The 17,754-nt window shown below is 72.8% G+C and carries 20 protein-coding genes and 1 pseudogene; 15 read left to right on the plus strand and 6 right to left on the minus strand.

The features are described from left to right. Window positions 1-56: 56 nt before the first annotated feature. The 3 genes from AB0G63_RS34025 (at window position 57) to AB0G63_RS34035 (ending at window position 1,697) form a co-directional block, all read left to right on the plus strand. Window positions 57-485 carry an SHOCT domain-containing protein gene (locus AB0G63_RS34025; RefSeq protein WP_360758391.1) on the plus strand — a complete coding sequence of 143 codons (429 nt, stop codon included), beginning with the start codon at window positions 57-59 and terminating at the stop codon, window positions 483-485. A gap of 60 nt (window positions 486-545) precedes the next feature. Further along, complete coding sequence (locus tag AB0G63_RS34030; RefSeq protein ID WP_360758393.1) at window positions 546-962, plus strand: hypothetical protein; 417 nt, start codon at window positions 546-548, stop codon at window positions 960-962. Window positions 963-1,211: 249 nt separating this feature from the next. Next, window positions 1,212-1,697, plus strand: a complete 486-nt coding sequence (locus AB0G63_RS34035; RefSeq protein WP_360758395.1) for a hypothetical protein — start codon at window positions 1,212-1,214, stop codon at window positions 1,695-1,697. A 19-nt stretch (window positions 1,698-1,716) separates the two neighbouring features. Here the strand turns inward: AB0G63_RS34035 and AB0G63_RS34040 are convergent, their stop codons facing one another. Next, window positions 1,717-2,682, minus strand: coding sequence for a pirin family protein (locus tag AB0G63_RS34040; RefSeq protein WP_360758397.1), 966 nt, complete (start codon window positions 2,680-2,682; stop codon window positions 1,717-1,719). 149 nt (window positions 2,683-2,831) lie between these two features. On the opposite strand from AB0G63_RS34040, the gene AB0G63_RS34045 reads away from it, so the two are divergent. Continuing rightward, the gene (locus tag AB0G63_RS34045; RefSeq protein WP_360758399.1) at window positions 2,832-3,179 is read left to right on the plus strand and encodes a tetratricopeptide repeat protein; all 348 of its coding nucleotides are present in this window, start codon (window positions 2,832-2,834) and stop codon (window positions 3,177-3,179) included. 91 nt (window positions 3,180-3,270) lie between these two features. Here the strand turns inward: AB0G63_RS34045 and AB0G63_RS34050 are convergent, their stop codons facing one another. Then, on the minus strand, window positions 3,271-4,671 hold the full coding sequence (locus AB0G63_RS34050) for a PepSY domain-containing protein (RefSeq protein ID WP_360758401.1): 1,401 nt from the start codon (window positions 4,669-4,671) through the stop codon (window positions 3,271-3,273). A gap of 188 nt (window positions 4,672-4,859) precedes the next feature. On the opposite strand from AB0G63_RS34050, the gene AB0G63_RS34055 reads away from it, so the two are divergent. Beyond that, the gene (locus tag AB0G63_RS34055) at window positions 4,860-5,504 is read left to right on the plus strand and encodes a peptide deformylase (RefSeq protein WP_360758403.1); all 645 of its coding nucleotides are present in this window, start codon (window positions 4,860-4,862) and stop codon (window positions 5,502-5,504) included. Window positions 5,505-5,534: 30 nt separating this feature from the next. Here AB0G63_RS34055 and AB0G63_RS34060 read toward each other — a convergent pair whose 3' ends face one another. Continuing rightward, window positions 5,535-6,953 (minus strand): NAD(P)/FAD-dependent oxidoreductase, encoded by a 1,419-nt coding sequence (locus AB0G63_RS34060; protein WP_360758405.1) that lies wholly within the window; start codon window positions 6,951-6,953, stop codon window positions 5,535-5,537. A 121-nt stretch (window positions 6,954-7,074) separates the two neighbouring features. Here AB0G63_RS34060 and trxA point away from each other — a divergent pair, with 121 nt between their 5' ends. Next, on the plus strand, window positions 7,075-7,461 hold the full coding sequence (gene trxA, locus AB0G63_RS34065) for a thioredoxin (RefSeq protein ID WP_360758407.1): 387 nt from the start codon (window positions 7,075-7,077) through the stop codon (window positions 7,459-7,461). A gap of 189 nt (window positions 7,462-7,650) precedes the next feature. On the opposite strand, the gene AB0G63_RS34070 is transcribed toward trxA, so the two are convergent. Continuing rightward, entirely contained in the window at window positions 7,651-8,697 is a 1,047-nt protein-coding gene (locus AB0G63_RS34070) for a LacI family DNA-binding transcriptional regulator (protein WP_360758409.1), read from the minus strand. A 175-nt stretch (window positions 8,698-8,872) separates the two neighbouring features. Here AB0G63_RS34070 and AB0G63_RS34075 point away from each other — a divergent pair, with 175 nt between their 5' ends. Continuing rightward, a complete protein-coding gene (locus tag AB0G63_RS34075; protein ID WP_360758411.1) occupies window positions 8,873-9,583 on the plus strand; it encodes a TetR/AcrR family transcriptional regulator in 711 nt (236 codons plus the stop codon). Continuing rightward, window positions 9,580-10,713, plus strand: coding sequence for an NAD(P)/FAD-dependent oxidoreductase (locus tag AB0G63_RS34080; protein WP_360758412.1), 1,134 nt, complete (start codon window positions 9,580-9,582; stop codon window positions 10,711-10,713). The genes AB0G63_RS34075 and AB0G63_RS34080 overlap by 4 nt, the downstream gene beginning before the upstream one ends. Window positions 10,714-10,756: 43 nt before the next feature. Here AB0G63_RS34080 and AB0G63_RS34085 read toward each other — a convergent pair whose 3' ends face one another. After that, window positions 10,757-11,437: a helix-turn-helix domain-containing protein gene (locus tag AB0G63_RS34085; protein WP_360758414.1), complete on the minus strand. Its 681-nt coding sequence runs from the start codon at window positions 11,435-11,437 to the stop codon at window positions 10,757-10,759. A 100-nt stretch (window positions 11,438-11,537) separates the two neighbouring features. Here AB0G63_RS34085 and AB0G63_RS34090 point away from each other — a divergent pair, with 100 nt between their 5' ends. Further along, window positions 11,538-12,101, plus strand: a complete 564-nt coding sequence (locus AB0G63_RS34090; protein ID WP_360758416.1) for an NAD(P)H-dependent oxidoreductase — start codon at window positions 11,538-11,540, stop codon at window positions 12,099-12,101. 250 nt (window positions 12,102-12,351) lie between these two features. Here the strand turns inward: AB0G63_RS34090 and AB0G63_RS34095 are convergent, their stop codons facing one another. Beyond that, window positions 12,352-13,233 (minus strand): LLM class F420-dependent oxidoreductase, encoded by an 882-nt coding sequence (locus AB0G63_RS34095; RefSeq protein ID WP_360758418.1) that lies wholly within the window; start codon window positions 13,231-13,233, stop codon window positions 12,352-12,354. Window positions 13,234-13,456: 223 nt separating this feature from the next. Between AB0G63_RS34095 and AB0G63_RS34100 the strand changes: the two genes are divergently transcribed. The 6 genes and pseudogenes from AB0G63_RS34100 to AB0G63_RS34125 form a co-directional block, all read left to right on the plus strand. Next, window positions 13,457-13,915 carry a MarR family transcriptional regulator gene (locus tag AB0G63_RS34100; RefSeq protein ID WP_360758420.1) on the plus strand — a complete coding sequence of 153 codons (459 nt, stop codon included), beginning with the start codon at window positions 13,457-13,459 and terminating at the stop codon, window positions 13,913-13,915. A gap of 179 nt (window positions 13,916-14,094) precedes the next feature. Further along, entirely contained in the window at window positions 14,095-15,309 is a 1,215-nt protein-coding gene (locus tag AB0G63_RS34105) for an MFS transporter (RefSeq protein WP_360758422.1), read from the plus strand. Between the two features lie 237 nt (window positions 15,310-15,546). Continuing rightward, window positions 15,547-16,737 carry a CaiB/BaiF CoA-transferase family protein gene (locus AB0G63_RS34110; RefSeq protein ID WP_360758434.1) on the plus strand — a complete coding sequence of 397 codons (1,191 nt, stop codon included), beginning with the start codon at window positions 15,547-15,549 and terminating at the stop codon, window positions 16,735-16,737. 26 nt (window positions 16,738-16,763) lie between these two features. Next, window positions 16,764-16,889 carry a hypothetical protein gene (locus AB0G63_RS34115; protein ID WP_360758424.1) on the plus strand — a complete coding sequence of 42 codons (126 nt, stop codon included), beginning with the start codon at window positions 16,764-16,766 and terminating at the stop codon, window positions 16,887-16,889. Beyond that, window positions 16,882-17,628 (plus strand): GntR family transcriptional regulator, encoded by a 747-nt coding sequence (locus tag AB0G63_RS34120; protein WP_360758426.1) that lies wholly within the window; start codon window positions 16,882-16,884, stop codon window positions 17,626-17,628. The genes AB0G63_RS34115 and AB0G63_RS34120 overlap by 8 nt, the downstream gene beginning before the upstream one ends. Window positions 17,629-17,660: 32 nt before the next feature. Further along, window positions 17,661-17,754: pseudogene (locus AB0G63_RS34125) on the plus strand (electron transfer flavoprotein subunit beta); the annotation flags it as partial.

Below are 17,754 nucleotides of genomic sequence, written 5' to 3' on the forward strand. Positions count from 1 at the left end.
GAAAAGGGAACGGCTTGGGGCATACGGGGCAACCGAGCCCGGGACGGAGCAGAGAAATGGGCACAACGACGTATCTCGCCTACGACTATCCGCTGCTGAGCGCGTTCTGGACCCTCCTGTGGTTCTTCCTGTGGATCATGTGGTTCGTCCTGCTCTTCCGGATCATCGTCGACATCTTCCGCGACGACACCCTCGGCGGCTGGGGCAAGGCCGGCTGGCTGGTGTTCGTCATCGTGCTGCCGTTCCTCGGCGTGCTGGTGTACGTCATCGCCCGCGGGAAGACCATGGGCCGCCGGGAGATCGAGCACGTCCAGAAGCAGCAGGAGGCCTTCAACGCCTACGTCCGTGAGACCGCGGCCGGCGGCGGCCAGCCGAGCAAGGCCGACGAGCTCGCCAAGCTCTCCGAGATCCGGGCCCGCGGCGACATCTCCGACGAGGAGTTCCGCCGGGCCAAGGACCTCGTACTGACCGGGCACAGCTCCTGACGCCTTCCGGCACCGCTGCGTCCCGTCACCGAGCACAGTCAAGGAAACGAGGCAGAAACGATGACCGCCACTCATGCGCCGCAGGCGCACAGCACGAAATACGCGTGGGCCGCGGGCCTGATGGTGTTCGCGGCCGTGATGCTCACGATCCTGGGCGTACTCGACGTCTTCCGCGGCATCATGGCGATCGCCCAGGACAAGGTCTTCCTCGCCACCCCCAACTACGTCTTCGAGTTCGACCTCACCGGCTGGGGCTGGATCCATCTGGTCCTGGGAGCGGTCGCCGTGATCGTCAGCATCGGGCTGTACCAGGCGGCGACCTGGGCGAGGGTGGCCGGCGTGGCCATCGCCGGGCTGGTCATCATCTCCAACTTCCTGTCCCTGCCGTACTACCCGGTGTGGTCCGTCATCATGATCGCGATGTCCGGGTTCATCATCTGGGCCCTGTGTGTGGCACGGAAGGAGGACGTCACCTGATCCCTTCGGCCGCGCGTCGCGCGGCGAGAGGTGACAGCGCCGGGGGCGGGTCCTGTCCCGCCCCCGGCGCTGTGTCCGGCGCCGGCACCCGGAAAGCGTCCGGCGAGCGGCCGCGACGGCAGGGCCGGAGGTCCTGACTGGCCTGTTCGGGTGAACGCCGGGCCCGTGCCCCCTGCCCGGCGTGCGGGTGGGGAACAGACGCCTTTGACTGAGCGTACTTCCGGTTTTCGCGGACTCTCTGGAGGCGGCATGGCAGGGCGGCGCTGGGCACACAACGCGGCGGGGGCGGCTCTGGCTGCGCTGACTCTGACGACGACCGCCTGCTCGGACGACTCCGGGACGTCCTCGTCCACGCCGAGCGGCGCGGTCTCGGCCGCCTCCTCCCTCGCTTCCGAGGCGTCCGGCGTGCTCTCCTCGGCCACGGCGGAGGCGAAGCGGCAGCTGAACGAAGTCAAGAACGGCGTCGACGCGCGGGACGAGGTCAAGATCGGCCGCGTCAGCACCGACAGCGAGGGGCGCGCGACGGCGACCGTGACCGCGCACAACACCGCCGACGCCGGCAAGTCATTCGCCGTACAGGTCAACTTCCGCGACACCGGCGGCAACCTGCTCGACACGGTCGTCCTGACCATCGAAGACGTGGCGGCCGGCAAGTCCGCCGAGGGCACCGCACGCAGCAACCGGAAACTCTCCGGTCAGCTCCGCGCCGAGATCGCGGTGGCACTCCGCTATTAGAGGCCGGACGACACCCGGGTCAGCGCACCCTTCCTCGCGGCTTGAGCGGCGTCGCGGGCAGTTGCGGGGCCGGCAGCGGGTCGCCGTCGTAGCCCTTGACCACCCCGAATCTCGAGCCTTCCATCCAGTCCCGGCGGGCCTGTGCGATCTCCTCCTGGGACCGCCCGATCCAGTTCCAGAACATGATCAGCTCCTCCTCGAACGGCTCGCCGCCCAGCAGCATCAGGCCGGCCTCCGACTCGGCGCGCAGCGGGAGTTCGGTGCGGCCGCAGCCCAGGTAGAGCATCGAGCCCGGCAGGACCGGCACGCCGTCGACGTGCGCCTCGCCGGACATGGACAGCACGGCGTACTCGAAGTCGGGCTCCAGCGGGAGGCGCACCTGTGCGCCGCGGGCGAGGGCCAGGTCCGCGCCGACGATCGGGGTGTACGTCGTGCCGGGCGAGGTCGCGCCGTCGAGGTCGCCGAGGATCAGTGTGGCCGTCAGGCCGGGCGCGGTCACGACCGGCAGGTCCGCGTGGTGTTCGAAGTGGGGGTCGGTGTGGCGGTGGCCGTCCGGCAGGGCGACCCACAGCTGCGCGCCGTGCAGGAAGCGGGCGTGCGCCTTGGGGCTCTCCTCGGAGTGGCTGATGGCCCGGCCGGAGGTCATCAGCCCCAGCTCGCGCGGGCGGATGGTCTGCAGGCTGCCGGTCGAGTCGCGGTGCAGCACCTCGCCCTCGTGCAGCCAGCTGACGGTCTGCAGTCCCATGTGCGGGTGCGGCGGCACCTGCATGCCGGGCTCGTCGGCGATGTCGTCGGGGCCGTAGTGATCGACGAAGCACCAGGCGCCGACCATGCGGCGGCCCAGGTTGGGCAGCAGGCGGCGGACCTCGGAGGACTCACCGAGCTTGACCCGGCGAGGGCTGAGGAGTTCGCGCACCGGCTCCGCCACGACGAAACCCCGGCCACCGCACGGGGCGGGAACCGCCTCGCGATCAAGATTGCTCATGCGGCCAACCTAACCCCGCACGGAGGCGCGCGTCAGTCCCCCACCGGGGGTGATCCGCGCCGGACCGGCGGAGCCCGGCCACCGCGGCCCGAATAGTGGAATATTCAACCAACGTGTTCCGTTGTCAGCGGCGTCGAAGGAGGTCTCGAGTGGAGACGACGTACTACGGCCACGGAACAGCCGCGGAGCGCTGGGAGCGCGCCCGGATGTTCTTCGACGCCAGGGACTACGCCGCCGCGGCGCGCGTGCTGGCCGCGCTGGTCGAGGAGGTGCCGGAGCAGACCGGGCCGCGGCTGCTGCTGGCGCGGGCTTATTACCACTCTGCCCAGCTCAGGCGCGCGGAGGCCGAGCTGCGTGTCATCGTCGAGCGCGACCCGGTGGAGCACTACGCCCGGCTGATGCTCGGCCGGACGCTGCAGCGGCAGGGGCGGCACGAGGAGGCGGCGTCGCACCTGCGCGTCGCCGCGGCGCTCGCGGGGGACTTCGCAGAGGTCTGAGCCGCGGACCGCGCGGGGCGGGGCGGGGCGGGGCGGGGGCTGGTTCCCGGGGAACCGGCCCCCACCCGTGTCAGACCTGCCCCCGCCCGTGTCAGGCGGGCGCGCCGCGCCGCCGCGCCCTGCGGTGGGCCGCCTCGCCGAGCAGCACGTCGACGGCGAGGAAGGCGATCAACGGAACGCCGAGCAGCGGCACGAACCAGCCGAGGACGGCCACGGCCGCCACCAGCGGGACGAGGAGCCGCGGCGGCACCCGCTGCCAGGCGCCGCGCGGGACCGGCCGTCCGAAGGCCGGTCCGCGGCCGCGCTGCCACCACATGCGGTAGCCCCAGACGATCAGCAGGACCAGCGCGAGCGCGAGCAGCATCAGGGCGATCTGGTTGGCCGGGCCGAAGAGGATGCCGGTGTGCAGGTCGATGCCCCAGCGGGTCAGCTTCGCCAGCAGCGGGTAGTCGGCGAACCGCAGCACGTCGGTGACCTCGCCGGTGACCGGGTCGACCGCGACCGAGTCCTGCTTCTCGGGCCAGCTGCGCTGCACCTGCTTGACGACGTAGGCGGAGTCGGCGTCGGCGGGCGGCACGAGCTCCACCGGGTCGGTCAGCCCCTTCGCCCGGGCCGCCGCGAGCACCTCGTCGAGGCCGACGCCGCGCTCCGCTCCCCCGGCCGGGGCGGTGGCGCCGTGGCCCGCGTGCTCGCCGCCGGCCGTCGCCGAGACGGACGGGGTGGCCTGGCCGAGCGAGGTGCGCAGCTCGGCGATGTTCGCCCCGGCGTACGTCGACCAGGTCAGGCCGGTCGCGGAGAGGAAGAGGAAACCGGCCGCCGCCCAGACGCCGACCGTGCCGTGCAGGCCCAGCGTGCGGCGCCGTCCGGTGGTGCCGCGCACCGTGCGCCGGGCGCGGCGCCGGGAGAACCACAGCACCAGACCGCCGCCCGCGATCACCCACAGCCAGCTCGCCGCGAACTCGCTGTAGAGGCGGCCGGTTTCGCCCAGGTGCAGGTCGCGGTGGAGTTCGTCGATCCAGGTCCGCAGCGGCAGCGCGCCGGTCGAGCCGTACTGTTCCAGCGCGCCGCGCACCTCGCCGGTGTACGGGTCGACGAACACGGCGAGGGTGGGTCCGGCGGCGACGCCCTCGACGCCGGACAGCAGCACCCTGGTGGTGGCGTCGGCCGCCGGGGAGGGACGCACGGCGGAGACCGTGCCCTCGGGGTGGGCCTTGCGCGCGGCGGCCACCTGCCGGGAGACGGGCAGCTTGGCCTCCCCCACGTCGGCGACGGTCAACTCGTGCGCGTACACGAGCTTTTCGGCCTGAAAGGCGCCGGCGTACAGGAAGCCGGTGACGGCGGCGACGAGCAGGAAGGGCGCCACGACGACGCCGGCGTAGAAGTGCAGACGCAGGATCAGCGGCCTCAACGGCGCGAGGGAGTCGGAGGACGGCGGCGCGGGGGCGGGGTGCCGCGGGGCCTCGTCGGTGGCGGTCGGGGAAACGGTGGGCATCGGCGGGCTCTCCGGGGCGGGGGCAGGGGCGGGAGGGCAAGTGCGGGGGTGGCCGCGGTGATTCAGTTCAGGTGACGGGTCGGCGTTTCAGTCGTCGGGTGCGGACGGCGCCCGGTTCCCGGCGGGCGCGTGTGCCCTGCGTCACAGCGCGGAATGTCCGTACGCGGCCGCCGTGGCATGCTTGCCGGATGGCAACTCCCCGTGACCGAGCGCCCCTTGCCGCACTGGTCGAGGAACTTCTCGCCGCCGACGGCCCGCTGCCGATCGTCGCGGCGGGCGATCCGGTGCTGCGGCGCCCCGCCGAACCCTTCGAAGGCCAGCTGGACTCCGCCCTGCTGGCCCGCTTCGTGGCCGCCCTGCGTGTCACCATGCGCACCGCGCCGGGCGTCGGCCTGGCCGCGCCGCAGGTCGGGGTGGCCCTGCGGATCGCGGTGATCGAGGATCCGGCGCCCGTGCCCCGGGAGGTGCGGCTGGCCCGCGGCCGGGTGCCGCAGCCGTTCCGGGTCCTGGTCAACCCGTCCTACGAGCCCGTCGGCCCGGCCCGTGCGGCGTTCTTCGAGGGCTGCCTGAGCGTGCCCGGCTGGCAGGCGGTGGTCGCCCGGGCGGCCGAGGTCCGGCTGCGCTGCCAGGACGAGGCCGGCCGCCCGGTGGACGAGGTGTTCACCGGCTGGCCGGCCCGGATCGTGCAGCACGAGACGGACCATCTCGACGGTGTGTTGTACCTCGACCGCGCCGAGCTGCGCTCGCTGTCGTCGAACCAGGAGATGGCGCGGCGCTGGACGCAGCCGACACCGGTCGAGGCGGCCCGGTCACTCGGCTTCGACCTGCCGTGAGGGACCGGCCGGAACGGCCCTGCCCGAGGGTCAGTTGTCGCGGTAGGCCTCCAGCAGCCGCAGCCACACCTCGCTGAGCGTCGGGTAGGACGGCACCGCGTGCCAGAGGCGGCCGACCGGGACCTGGCCGACGACGGCGACCGTCGCCGAGTGGATCAGTTCGCCGACGCCCGGGCCGACGAAGGTGACGCCGAGCAGGATCTCGCGTTCGAGGTCGACGACCATGCGGGCCCGGCCGCGGTAGCCGTCGGCGTACAGGCCGGCGCCGGCGACGGAGGAGAACTCGACGTCGACGGCGCGGACCCGGTGGCCGGCCCGTTCGGCGTCCGCCAGTGACAGGCCCACGGCGGCCGCCTCCGGGTCGGTGAAGACGACCTGGGGGACGGCGGCGTGGTCGGCGGTGGCCGCGTGGGCGCCCCACGGGTCGGACTCCGGGACCGGCGTCCCGGAGGCGCGGGCCGCGATGGCGGCGCCGGCGATGCGGGCCTGGTACTTGCCCTGATGCGTGAGCAGGGCGCGGTGGTTGACGTCGCCGACGGCGTACAGCCAGTCGGTGCCGGTGACCCGCAGGCTGTCGTCGACGGTCAGCCAGGAGCCGGGTTCCAGGCCGACGGTGTCCAGGCCGATGTCGTCGGTGCGCGGGGCGCGGCCGGTGGCGAAGAGGATCTCGTCAGCCTCGATGCGTTCGCCGCCGTCGGTGACGACCACGACCGTGCCGTCCTGACGGGACACGGCCCGCACCGAGGTGCCGGTGCGCACGTCGACGCCGGCCTCGGTGAGCGCGTCGGCGACCAGTTCGCCGGCGAAGGGCTCCATGCGGCCCAGCAGGCCCTTGCCGCGTACCAGGAGCGTGACGCGGGAGCCGAGGGCCTGCCAGGCGGTGGCCATCTCGGTGGCGACGACCCCGCCGCCGACCACGACGAGCCGGCCGGGCGCCGCCTTGGCGCTGGTGGCCTCCCGGCTGGTCCAGGGCGCCACCTCGTCGAGGCCGGGCAGGTCGGGCAGGAGGGCCCGGCTGCCGGTGCAGACGGCGACGGCCTGCCGGGCGGTGAGGACCTTGCCGCCGACGGTCACGGTGCGCGGGCCGGTCAGGCGGCCGTGGCCGCGGTAGAGATCGGCTCCGATGCCGTCGAGCCACTGGAGCTGGCCGTCGTCCTTCCAGTGGGAGGTGTACTCGTCCCGGCGGGCGAGCACCGCGGACGCGTCGAGGGGGCCCTGGACCGCCTGGCTCAGCCCCGGCAGGCGGCGGGCGTCGGCCCTCGCGATGACCGGGCGCAGCAACGCCTTGCTGGGCATGCACGCCCAGTACGAGCACTCGCCGCCGACCAGTTCGCTCTCCACGACCGCGGTGGAGAGGCCTGCCGCACGGGTGCGGTCGGCGACGTTCTCCCCCACGGGCCCGGCTCCGAGCACCACGACGTCGTACACGAAGGTTTCCGTTTCCGTCATGGGGTCAGTCTGGTGGGTGGTGTGCCCCGTGGCCACACGGGTAGGGGCGCGGAATACGTCACCGGCCGGCCGTGTTGTGCGAACGGCCTCGACCCGACCCCAGGAAGCAGGGATTCACGTCATGAGCAGCACCGTGGAGCTCACCAAGGAGAACTTCGACCGGACGGTCACGGACAACGAGTTCGTCCTGATCGACTTCTGGGCGTCCTGGTGCGGGCCGTGCCGTCAGTTCGCTCCGGTGTACGAGAAGGCGGCCGAGGAGAACCCGGACCTGGTGTTCGGCAAGGTCGACACCGAGGCCCAGCCGGAACTGGCGGCCGCCTTCGGCATCCAGTCGATCCCGACGCTGATGATCGTGCGTGACCAGGTCGCCGTCTTCGCACAGCCGGGCGCGCTGCCGGAGGCCGCCCTGACGGACGTCATCGGGCAGGCCCGCCGGCTGGACATGGACGAGGTCCGCAAGGCCGTCGCCGCGCAGCAGGCGCAGGCCGGAGAGAGCGGGGAGTAGGACTTCCCGTTCCGGGCGCGCCGTGTCGTCCGGGGCGCCGTGTCAGAAGGGACACGGCGCCCCGTTTTCATGCACCGTCCACGGCCGACGGCCTTCGCGGGTGGCGGGGCACCGGCCCCTCGGCATACTCCCGGCTCCCGGACTTCCGCGACGACGCGGTCGACGCCGCCGCGGTGCGCGGCCGGGCGTTCAACTGGAGTCGCGGTGCACCACCGCGGCTCCCAGCACCTTGTGCGTCTCGGGCGGGGCGCCGGGGTCGCGCACCGCGCGGTCGACCAGTTCGGCGAGGTCCCGGCCGGACGGCAGCTCGATGTGGACGGTGCTCAGGCGGGGCCGCAGCAGCCTGCCGAGCATGAGGTCGTCGGCGCCGATGACGGCCGTGTCCTCCGGGACGCGGACGCCCTCGTCCTGCAGGGCGCGCATCAGCAGCATCGCGTACTCGTCGTTGTACGCGAACACCGCGTCCAGGCCGAGGCCGCGCCAGCGGGCGGCGAGCCGGGCGGCGCTCTGCTCCGTGTGGGCGAGGGGCAGTTCGGTGACGGTGACGCCGGTGCCGTGCAGGGCGCCGCGCACGCCGTTCAGGCGGGGCAGCGAGAAGGTCTCCAGCCCCTCTTCCTCGGGCACGACGACGCCGACGCGGCGCCGCCCGCGGTCGTACAGGTGGCGGGCCGCGCAGTGGCCGACGGCCTCGTGGTCCATGAGCAGGGCGTGGGCGCCCTCGACGGAATCCGGGCCGAGGGTGACGACGGCGCGGGCGCCGGAGCGCTTGAGCACGGCCACGCCCTGCGGCCCGATCCCGGCGCCGGGCACGAGGACGGCGACGGGGCGCAGTTCCGCCCAGGCTCGGGCGGCCTCGTCGCCGTGCAGGCCGACGCTGCCGTACTGCACGACCGTGTAGTCGAGGCGGCCGAGCTCCCACTGGAGCTCGTTGAGGAACCGGCCGTACAGCGGGCCGACGGGGACGGCCGGGGCGGGCATCAGGACCATACGGCTGTGTCCGGCGCGCAGGCTGCGGGCGGCCGCGTGCGGCACGTACCCCAGTTCCTTCGCGGCCTCGCGGACACGGCGGCGCGTGGGCTCGCTGATGCGCACGGCGCTGGTGTTGTTCAGGACGTAGGAGACGGTCGCGCGCGAGACGCCGGCCAGGCGGGCCACGTCGGCGCTCGTGGGCACGGAACGCGGCGTGGGTGACGGGGGCGCGGGCGTGTTCGGTATCTGCACCATGACGTACCGCATCTTGGCAGAAGCGCGGCCCGGCGCTCCGAGGGGGTGAACGCGGAACCGGCCGGCCCAGGGAAACCGATCGAAGCCGTACGGAGCAGCGCGAAGCCGTACGGAGCAGCGCCGAGCGGGTGACGAACATGTTCGTGGCGAACTTGTTCTTCACGAACATGTTCGTTACGGTGCTCGCATGACCAACCGTCCCGACACCCCCCGCAGCCGCCGTGAGCGCCCGGCCAAGCCCGCACTGAGCAGGGCGGGCATCGTGGCCACGGCCGTCGCCGTGCTGCGCGCCGAGGGTCTGCAGAAGGTGACCATGCGACGTCTGGCGCAGGAGCTCGACACCGGCCCGGCCTCGCTGTACGTCTACGTCCGCAACACCGCGGAACTGCACGCGGCCGTCCTGGACGAACTCCTCGGGACGGTCGGCCCGGCTCCGGCAGGGGGCTCGTGGCGGGAGCGGCTGCGGGGCGTGCTCACCGCGTACACCGCGATGCTCCTCGAGCATCCGAGCCTCGCCCGTTCCGCGCTAACCGCCCGGCCCAGCGGGCCGAACTACCTGGACCTGATCGAGACGTTGCTGGCCCTGCTCGACGAGGGCGGCGTGCCGCCCGCGCAGGCCGCGTGGGGCGTGGACCTGCTGCTGCAGCTCGCCACCGCGACGGCCGCCGAGCACGCCGACGAGGCGTCCGAGGAGGACTGGGACGCCCTGCGCACCGCCCTGCACAGCGCGTCCGAACGGGACCGCCCGCACATCGCGGCCCTCGCCGGCCACCTGCTGTCCGGCGCCGGCCCCGAGGACCGCATGGCGTGGGGGTTCGAGGTGCTGATCGCCGGCATCGCGCGGACCGCCGTGCCCGTCTCACCGCCGCACCCGACCGACTCCGAGGAGAACTCATGACCAACCACCACCCGATCGCGATCGTCGGCGCCGGACTCGGCGGCCTCACCCTCGCCCGCGTCCTGCACCTGCGCGGTGTCGAGTCCGCCGTGTTCGACCTGGATGCCTCCCCCGACACGCGCACCCAGGGCGGCATGCTCGACATCCACGACGACTCCGGCCAGGAGGCGCTGCGGGCGGCGGGCCTGCACGAGGAGTTCCGCGCACTCGTCCACCGGGGCGGCGAGGCCATGCGGATCCTCGACAAGGACGCGGTGGTCCGCATGGACGAGCCGGACGACGGGGACGGCGAGCGCCCCGAGATCGACCGCGGCGACCTGCGCGATCTGCTGCTCGGCTCGCTGCCCGAGGGCACGGTGCGCTGGGGCGCGAAGGTCACCGGCGCGCGGCCGCTCGGCGACGGCCGGCACGAGGTGACGCTCGCCGACGGCGCCGCCTTCACCACGGACCTGCTGGTGGGCGCCGACGGGGCCTGGTCGCGGATCCGGACGCTGGTCTCCGACGCGGAGCCCGTCTACTCCGGCGTGTCCTTCGTCGAGGCCGACCTGCGGGAGGCGGACGTACGCCATCCGGTCAGCGCCGAGGTCGTCGGCGGCGGCCTGCTGTTCGCCCTCGGAGCCGGCAAGGGCTTCCTCGCGCACCGGGAGACCGACGGCAGCCTGCACGTGTACGCGGCGCTGCGGGTCGCCGAGGACTGGCTCGACTCGGTCGACTTCACCGACACCGCGGCCGCCAAGGCAGCCGTGCTGGAGCACTTCGCCGACTGGCACGAGAGCCTGCGGGCGCTGGTCGGCGACGCCGACGGCACCCTGGCCCCGCGGCGGATCCACGCCCTGCCGGTCGGGCACCGCTGGGAGCGCGTCCCCGGCGTCACCCTGCTCGGCGACGCCGCACACCTGATGTCCCCGTTCGCCGGGGAGGGCGCGAACCTGGCCATGCTCGACGGCGCGGAGCTGGGCCTGGCGCTCGCCGCGGCCCCCGGCGAGCCCGAGGCCGCGCTCGCGGCGTACGAGGAGAGGCTGTTCCCCCGCAGCGAGAAGTCGGCGGCCGAATCGGCCGCCAATGCCATGCTGCTGTTCCGCGACGACGCGCCGCAGGGGCTGCTGGACGCGTTCGCCGTCTGGCGCTGAGCCGCCGGGTCAGGCGGGCGGCCGGATCAGGCAGGCGGCCGGATCAGGCGGGCGGCCGGGTCTGCGTCACCCGGGCCACCAGGTCGATCCAGCCCGCCTCCAGCCGTTCCATCGGCATCCCGCGTTCCCGGGTCAGATGGTGGATCAGACCGGGGTCGAGGTACCCCATCAGCACCTGGGCGAGCACTTCGCAGTCGGCGTCCGGCACGATCTGCCGCAGCAGGACGGTGACGTGCAGGGCGAGCGCCTGGACCGACGCGTGCGCGTACCGCCGGTTCGGCCCCGCCTGGGCGGCCAGCCGCAGATCCAGCTGCTCGGCCGAGCGGTACAGCACGGCCACGCCGAACGCCCGCAGCCGGTCCAGGGGCGGCGCGCCGGGGCCGAGCGGGGGCGGACCGCCGAGGAAGTCGGCCTGCAGCTTCTTCGCCGAGTGGTCGAGCAGCGCCATCAGCAGTCCGGTGCGGTCACCGAACCGGCGGAAGACGGTGCCCTTGCCCACGTCGGCCGCCACGGCCACCGCCTCCATCGTGACCCCGTCCACGCCGTGCTCGGCGATCAGGCGGGCGGCCGCCTCCAGCAGCCGGGCACGGTTGCGCGCGGCGTCGGCACGCAGGCATGGCTCGTCCTCGAGGGAGCTGAGCTGCAGCAACTGGGGCTCACCGGACGGCTGGACCGACTCGGGGAAAGGCGGCAGAGCGCTGGGCATGAACACAGCGTAAAGCATGGGGAAGAAAACTGGACCACGGTCCGATTAGGATGCTAGAAAGTTAAACGGACCCCGGTCCGCATTGCAGACCATGACTCACACCCCCCTTGGAGTTCCCATGTCTGTCCGCATCCTTGCCCTCGTCGGCAGCCTTCGCTCCGGTTCGCACAACCGCCAGCTGGCCGAGGCGGCCGTCAAGCTGGCCCCCGAGGGCGCCGACGTCGTGTTGTTCGAGGGCCTCGGCGACATCCCCTTCTACAACCAGGACATAGATGTCGAGGGCAGCGTCCCGGCCGCCGCCGCGGAGCTGCGCGAGGCTGCCAAGACCGCCGACGCCTTCCTGCTCTTCTCCCCCGAGTACAACGGCTCCATCCCGGCCGTCCTGAAGAACGCCATCGACTGGCTGTCGCGTCCGTACGGCGCCGGCGCCTTCGGCGGCAAGCCGGTCGCCGTGATCGGCACCGCCTTCGGCCAGTACGGCGGTGTGTGGGCGCAGGACGAGACCCGCAAGTCCGTGGGCATCGCCGGCGGCAAGGTGATCGAGGACATCAAGCTGTCCATCCCCCACTCCATCACCCGCTTCGCCGAGACCCACCCGGCCGACGACGCCGAGGTCGCCGCCCAGGTCACCGAGGTCGTCGCCCGCCTGCGGGGCCACGCGGGCGAGGCCGTCGCCGCCTGATCCCGGCCGGATCGCGGTAAGGCGCGGACACTGCGGACCGCCCCCGAGGCCCGCACCAAGACCGCGGAGTACCGCGGACCCCGAGGGGCCGGAGCCATGCGCTCCGGCCCTTTCCGCGCAGCCTCTTGCGAACAGCCCCTTGCGCGCAGCCCCTTGCGCGCAGCCCCTTGCGCACGGGCGCCGTCGCCGTCGGCGCCGGAACCTCGCGGGCCGCCTCCCGGCGGACCGCCGACAGCGGGCCCGCCGACGCTCAGCCCAGCTCGGCCAGGCGCCGGACCGCCGGGGCAGCGAAGCTCTCGATCCAGCCGGCCGGCCGCCCTGTGCGCGGGGCGAGGATCACGGTGTCGAGGCCCAGCTTCGTGTAGCCCTCCATGTCCCTGAGGAAGGCGTCGAGGTCGCCCGTGGTGACCGGTTCCCCCGTGTAGGTGACGGTCCTGCGGATCGCGTCGTGGTCGCGCCGCTCGGCGTCGCAGTGGCCGCGCAGCACGTCGAGCTTGTGCCGGACCTCCTCCGGCGAGGTCGCGAACAGATTGCAGGCGTCGGCGTACCGGGCGACCAGACGGAGCGTCTTCTTCTCCCCGCCGCCGCCGATCATGATCTCCGGCCGGGGACTGCTGACCGGCGCCGGGACGCACAGGGTCTCGGCCAGCCGGTAGTGGCGCCCCTCGAACGGGCCGTTGTCGTCCGGATCCCACATCCGCAGGCAGATGCGCAGGGTTTCCTCCAGCCGCTCGAACCGCTCGGCGAGCGGCGGGAAGGGCACCCCGAGGCCCTCGTGCTCACGGCCGTACCAGGCCGCCCCGATGCCGAGGGTGGCACGGCCGCCGGACAGCACGTCCAGCGTGGTGGCGATCTTGGCGAGCAGTCCGGGACGCCGGTAGGTCACGCCCGTCACCAGCGCGCCGAGCCGGACCGTGGAGGTGTGCCCCGCCAGGTAGCCGAGCGTCGTGTACGCCTCCAGCATGGGGTCCTCGGCGCCGCCGTTGAACTCCATCTGGAAATAGTGGTCCATCACCGACAGCCAGCTCACCCCGGCGGCCTCGGCCGCGGCGCCCGCCGCCGCCAGTTCGGCGGCGAGAGCCGGTCCGCCGGCGGGGTGGTCGAACCGATTGATGTGCACGCCCACGCGCATGTCCGTCTCCGTCCTCGCAGGCCTTCGCCGTCCATGTCGACGCTAGGTCTTCGAGCGTTCTCGAAGTCAAGCGCCGCCGGCTCGGGGGCATCCGGCCGCTGTACGCACGCAGACGCCACACAATAGAAAGTTGCATACGCGCCATACACGCAAAAGCTGACATTTTCAACGGTGCACTATCCTTGAGGGCAGCCAGCCATCCCGGGACGGAGGACCCAGGCCCATGACCGCGACGGATCCGGCGCTCACCGCCCTCGCCCAGGGCTGGTGCGCCCTCTCGCTGCTGCACGGCAGGATCGAGGCCCACATCGAGCGCGCCCTGCAGGCCGGGCACGCCCTGAGCGTGCGCGAGTACTCCCTGCTGGACGTACTGAGCCGGCAGCACGACGGCGAGGGCGGCCATCTCCAGATGAAGCAGGTCGCGGACGCGGTCGTGCTGAGCCAGAGCGCGACGACCCGGCTGGTCACACGCCTGGAGGACCGCGGGCTGCTCACCCGCTACCTCTGCCCGACCGACCGGCGCGGCATCTACACGAACGTCACCGAGGCGGGCCTCGAACTGCTGGAGCGGGCCCGCCCCACCAACGAGGCGGCGCTGCGCGAAGCCCTGGACGAGGCCGCGCGGAACCCGGAGCTCGCCCCGCTCGTCACCGCGGTCGAGACGCTCCACGCACCCGCCTGAGATCCGCCCCCGAACAGCCCCCGCCCCATAGCGAAGCCGCGGGGGCTTTCGTCTGCCCACTTAATTGCAGACGACCACTACCCGCTTCAGCTGCCGCACACGCTTGCATTTATCCCGCGTCTGCAATTATTGTCGATGCCCGTTAGTACCGTGCGCAATCACTTGGAAGGTTCATCCCCATGCCTCTCGCCCTCCTGGCCCTGGCCATCGGGGCCTTCGGGATCGGCACCACCGAGTTCGTGATCATGGGCGTGCTGCCCGAGGTCGCGGACGACTTCGGCGTCTCCATCCCGACCGCCGGCTGGCTCGTCTCGGGCTACGCCCTCGGCGTCGTGTTCGGCGCTCCCCTGCTGACCGTTCTGGGCACCAGGGTGTCCCGCAAGAAGATGCTCATGTTCCTCATGGGCGTGTTCGTCGTGGGCAACGCCCTCTCCGCCTTCGCTCCGGCGTTCGGCGTCATGCTGGCCGGCCGGGTGATCGCCTCGCTCGCGCACGGCGCGTTCTTCGGCATCGGCTCCGTGGTCGCCGCGGGCCTGGTGGCTCCGGAGAAGAAGGCGTCGGCGATCTCCCTGATGTTCACCGGCCTGACCGTGGCGAACGTCGTCGGCGTGCCGCTGGGCACGTACCTCGGCCAGGCCGCCGGCTGGCGGGTGACCTTCACCGTGGTCGCCGCGCTCGGCGTCGTCGGGTTCCTCGGCGTGGCCAGGCTGGTCCCGGAGACGGGACGGCCGGAGGGAGCCCGTCTGCGGGGCGAGTTCGTGGCCTTCCGCAACGTCCAGGTCTGGCTCGCGATGGCGATGACGGTCCTCGGCTACGGCGGTGTCTTCGCCGCGATCACCTACATCACGCCGATGATGACCGAGGTCGCCGGTTATTCGGCCGGCGCGGTCACCTGGCTGCTGGTGCTGTTCGGCGTCGGCATGTTCCTGGGCAACCTGCTGGGCGGCCGTTTCGCCGACCGCGCCCTGATGCCCATGCTGTTCACCGCACTCGGCGCGCTGTCGCTGACGCTGCTGCTGTTCACGGTGACCGCCCACGACAAGGTGCTCGCCGCACTCACCCTGACGCTGATCGGCGCCCTGGGCTTCGCCACCGTGCCCCCGCTGCAGAAATGGGTGCTCGACCAGGCCGCGGCCGCTCCGACGCTGGCCTCCGCCGCCAACATCGGGGCCTTCAACCTCGGCAACGCGCTGGCCGCCTGGCTGGGCGGCGTCGTCATCGCGGCCGGCCTCGGCTACACCGCCCCCGACTGGGTCGGCGCCCTCCTGTCCGGCGCGGCGCTGTTGTTGTCCGTCCTCGCCGCCTTCCTCGACCGGCGAACCCGGTCCGCCGGGCGGATCGTGGCCGCGTCCCCGCAGGCCGGCACCGTGCCTGCGGCCACGGCCCGGCCCTGACGCCGGGTGACGTTTCCCGACCGGGCGACGGGGCTCCGCGGGGCGCAGGGACCGGAGCGGGCGTGCGGGACCGGAGCGGACGTGCGGGACCGGGCGGCAGTTGCGGTGCCATTGTTGCGTACAAAGCACCGGCATTGCGCGGGGTCCGTACGAGCGGGCGGCGCGGGCACGGCGAAGGGACGCTGGTCACAGCGGCACAGGACCCGTTGACACGCTCGCGTATTTGGCCGTACAAATCTGTGCGTGCAGCAACTTCCCCTGTCGGGTATCACCGTGGTCAGCCTGGAGCAGGCGGTGGCCGCCCCGTACGCCACCCGGCAGCTCGCCGACCTCGGCGCCCGGGTGATCAAGGTGGAACGGCCGGGCGAGGGCGACTTCGCCCGCCGCTACGACACGACCGTGCACGGCCACTCCAGTTACTTCGTGTGGCTCAACCGCTCCAAGGAATCCCTCACGCTGAACCTGAAGGACCCGCGCGGCCTGGACATCCTGCACCAACTCCTGGACGGCGCCGACGTGCTGGTGCAGAACCTCGCGCCGGGTGCCGCCGGCCGGCTGGGACTCGGCGCCGAATCGCTCGCCGAGCGCCGGCCGCGGCTGATCCCGTGCACGATCTCCGGCTACGGCACGTCGGGACCGTGGGCCGACCGCAAGTCGTACGACCTGCTGGTGCAGTGCCAGACCGGCCTGGTGTCGCTGACCGGAACCGCCGAGGAGACGGCACGGGTCGGGATCTCCGTCGCGGACATCGCCGCCGGGATGTACGCCTACACCGGCATCCTCACCGCGCTGTACACGCGGGCCACCACCGGGCGGGCGCACCCCGTGGAGGTGTCCCTGTTCGAGGCGCTGGCCGAGTGGATGGGCCAGCCCGCCTACTACACGCGCTACGGCGGCGGCCAGCCCGCCCGCCTCGGCACCCAGCACCCCACCATCGCCCCGTACGGCGCGTTCACCGCCGCCGACGGCGGACAGGTGCTGCTGTCCATCCAGAACGAGCGCGAATGGGCCGCCCTGTGCGCGGAGTTCCTCGGGCGGCCCGCCCTGACGGACGACCCGCGCTTCGCCACCGGCTCCGACCGCGTGGCACACCGCGACGAAATCAACGCGATCGTCGCCGAGCGCTTCGCCCGCTCGAACGCCGGAGAGATCCTCGCGGTCCTGGAGGAGATCGGCATCGCCTGCGCCGGGGTCAACGACGTCGCCGCCTTCCTCGACCACCCGGTGCTGGCGGCCCGCGGCCGCTGGCAGGATGTGGCCGTGCCCGGCGCCACGGTACAGGCGTTGCTGCCGCCGGCCGACCTCGCCGGGCTGCCCGCGCGCATGGACCCCGTCCCGGACGTGGGCGAGCACACCGACGCGATCCTCACCGAACTCGGCCGTACCCGCGACGACATCGAGGCGCTGCGCGCCGACGCTGTCATCTGACCCGCGTGGAAAGGGAGTTGTGTGCGATGAGCGTGCTGGACATCCGCTCCGACGGCGAACGGCCCGTCGTGCGGACGGTGCGCGACGCGAACGGGATCCAGCGCGACGTGATCGCCTCGCAGCCGGTGGCCAGGGGTGGTCTGGATGGCTGAGCAGCCGCAGCGGGAGAGCACCTACTTCCGGCTCGCGCGCACCTTGCGGGCGGCGATCCTGCGCCACGACTACCCCGACGGCGTCCGGCTGCCCACCGAGGCCGAGCTGGCACGCACGCACGGGGTGAGCCGGCAGACCGTACGCCGGGCGTTCCAGGACCTCGTGGCGGAGGGCCTGGTGTACCGGGTGCCCGGGCGGGGTACCTTCGCCACCCCGCGCGAGGAGCAGTACCTGCGCCAGTTCGGCTCGGTGGACGACCTGATGGGCCTGTCCATCGACACCCGTATGGACGTCGTCACGCCCCTGCACCGGCGGGTGGACGTGGACGCGGCGGGCCGGCTCGGCCTGCGCACCGACCGGGTGCACAGCCTGGCCTTCCTCCGGCTGCACGACGACGTCGCCTTCTGCCACACCTCCGTGTGGCTGCCGCCTTCCGTCGGCCGGCTGCTGGAGTCGGTGCCGGAGCTGACGCTGCCGGGCACGCCGCACGCCGTCACCGTCATCGGCCTGCTCGACCAGCGGCTGCCCGAGCCGATCGCCGAGGCCGAGCAGAGCATCACCGTCGCCGAGGCCACCCCGGAGATCGCCGGGCACCTCGGCTGCGCACCGGGCCGCCCCTTGCTGCGCATCGACCGCGTCTACCACACGGTCGCCGGACAGCTCGTCGAACTGTCCATCAGTCACTTCCTGCCCGAGCACTACTCGTACCGCGTACGCCTGCGGCGCAGCGGCCAGTGAGGCCCTGCGGACACCCGAACGGAGAGATCGTCGTGAGCTTGAGGATCGTTGTCACTGTGAAGTACGTGCCCGACGCCACTGGCGACCGGCACTTCGCCGATGACCTGACCGTCGACCGGGACGACG

It is taken from the genome of Streptomyces sp. NPDC020996, from assembly GCF_040641355.1.
Classification (GTDB): Bacteria; Actinomycetota; Actinomycetes; order Streptomycetales; family Streptomycetaceae; genus Streptomyces.

Coding starts and splice junctions, on each gene's coding strand:
- AB0G63_RS34120 (WP_360758426.1), top strand. CDS start 16,882: ATGGCTGAGCAGCCGCAGCGGGAGAGCACCTACTTCCGGCTCGCGCGC.
- AB0G63_RS34040 (WP_360758397.1), bottom strand. CDS start 2,682: ATGAGCAATCTTGATCGCGAGGCGGTTCCCGCCCCGTGCGGTGGCCGG.
- AB0G63_RS34075 (WP_360758411.1), top strand. CDS start 8,873: ATGACCAACCGTCCCGACACCCCCCGCAGCCGCCGTGAGCGCCCGGCC.
- AB0G63_RS34055 (WP_360758403.1), top strand. CDS start 4,860: ATGGCAACTCCCCGTGACCGAGCGCCCCTTGCCGCACTGGTCGAGGAA.
- AB0G63_RS34070 (WP_360758409.1), bottom strand. CDS start 8,697: ATGCGGTACGTCATGGTGCAGATACCGAACACGCCCGCGCCCCCGTCA.
- AB0G63_RS34095 (WP_360758418.1), bottom strand. CDS start 13,233: ATGCGCGTGGGCGTGCACATCAATCGGTTCGACCACCCCGCCGGCGGA.
- AB0G63_RS34050 (WP_360758401.1), bottom strand. CDS start 4,671: ATGCCCACCGTTTCCCCGACCGCCACCGACGAGGCCCCGCGGCACCCC.
- trxA (WP_360758407.1), top strand. CDS start 7,075: ATGAGCAGCACCGTGGAGCTCACCAAGGAGAACTTCGACCGGACGGTC.
- AB0G63_RS34030 (WP_360758393.1), top strand. CDS start 546: ATGACCGCCACTCATGCGCCGCAGGCGCACAGCACGAAATACGCGTGG.
- AB0G63_RS34085 (WP_360758414.1), bottom strand. CDS start 11,437: ATGCTTTACGCTGTGTTCATGCCCAGCGCTCTGCCGCCTTTCCCCGAG.
- AB0G63_RS34080 (WP_360758412.1), top strand. CDS start 9,580: ATGACCAACCACCACCCGATCGCGATCGTCGGCGCCGGACTCGGCGGC.
- AB0G63_RS34060 (WP_360758405.1), bottom strand. CDS start 6,953: ATGACGGAAACGGAAACCTTCGTGTACGACGTCGTGGTGCTCGGAGCC.
- AB0G63_RS34025 (WP_360758391.1), top strand. CDS start 57: ATGGGCACAACGACGTATCTCGCCTACGACTATCCGCTGCTGAGCGCG.
- AB0G63_RS34035 (WP_360758395.1), top strand. CDS start 1,212: ATGGCAGGGCGGCGCTGGGCACACAACGCGGCGGGGGCGGCTCTGGCT.
- AB0G63_RS34105 (WP_360758422.1), top strand. CDS start 14,095: ATGCCTCTCGCCCTCCTGGCCCTGGCCATCGGGGCCTTCGGGATCGGC.
- AB0G63_RS34115 (WP_360758424.1), top strand. CDS start 16,764: ATGAGCGTGCTGGACATCCGCTCCGACGGCGAACGGCCCGTCGTGCGG.
- AB0G63_RS34090 (WP_360758416.1), top strand. CDS start 11,538: ATGTCTGTCCGCATCCTTGCCCTCGTCGGCAGCCTTCGCTCCGGTTCG.
- AB0G63_RS34100 (WP_360758420.1), top strand. CDS start 13,457: ATGACCGCGACGGATCCGGCGCTCACCGCCCTCGCCCAGGGCTGGTGC.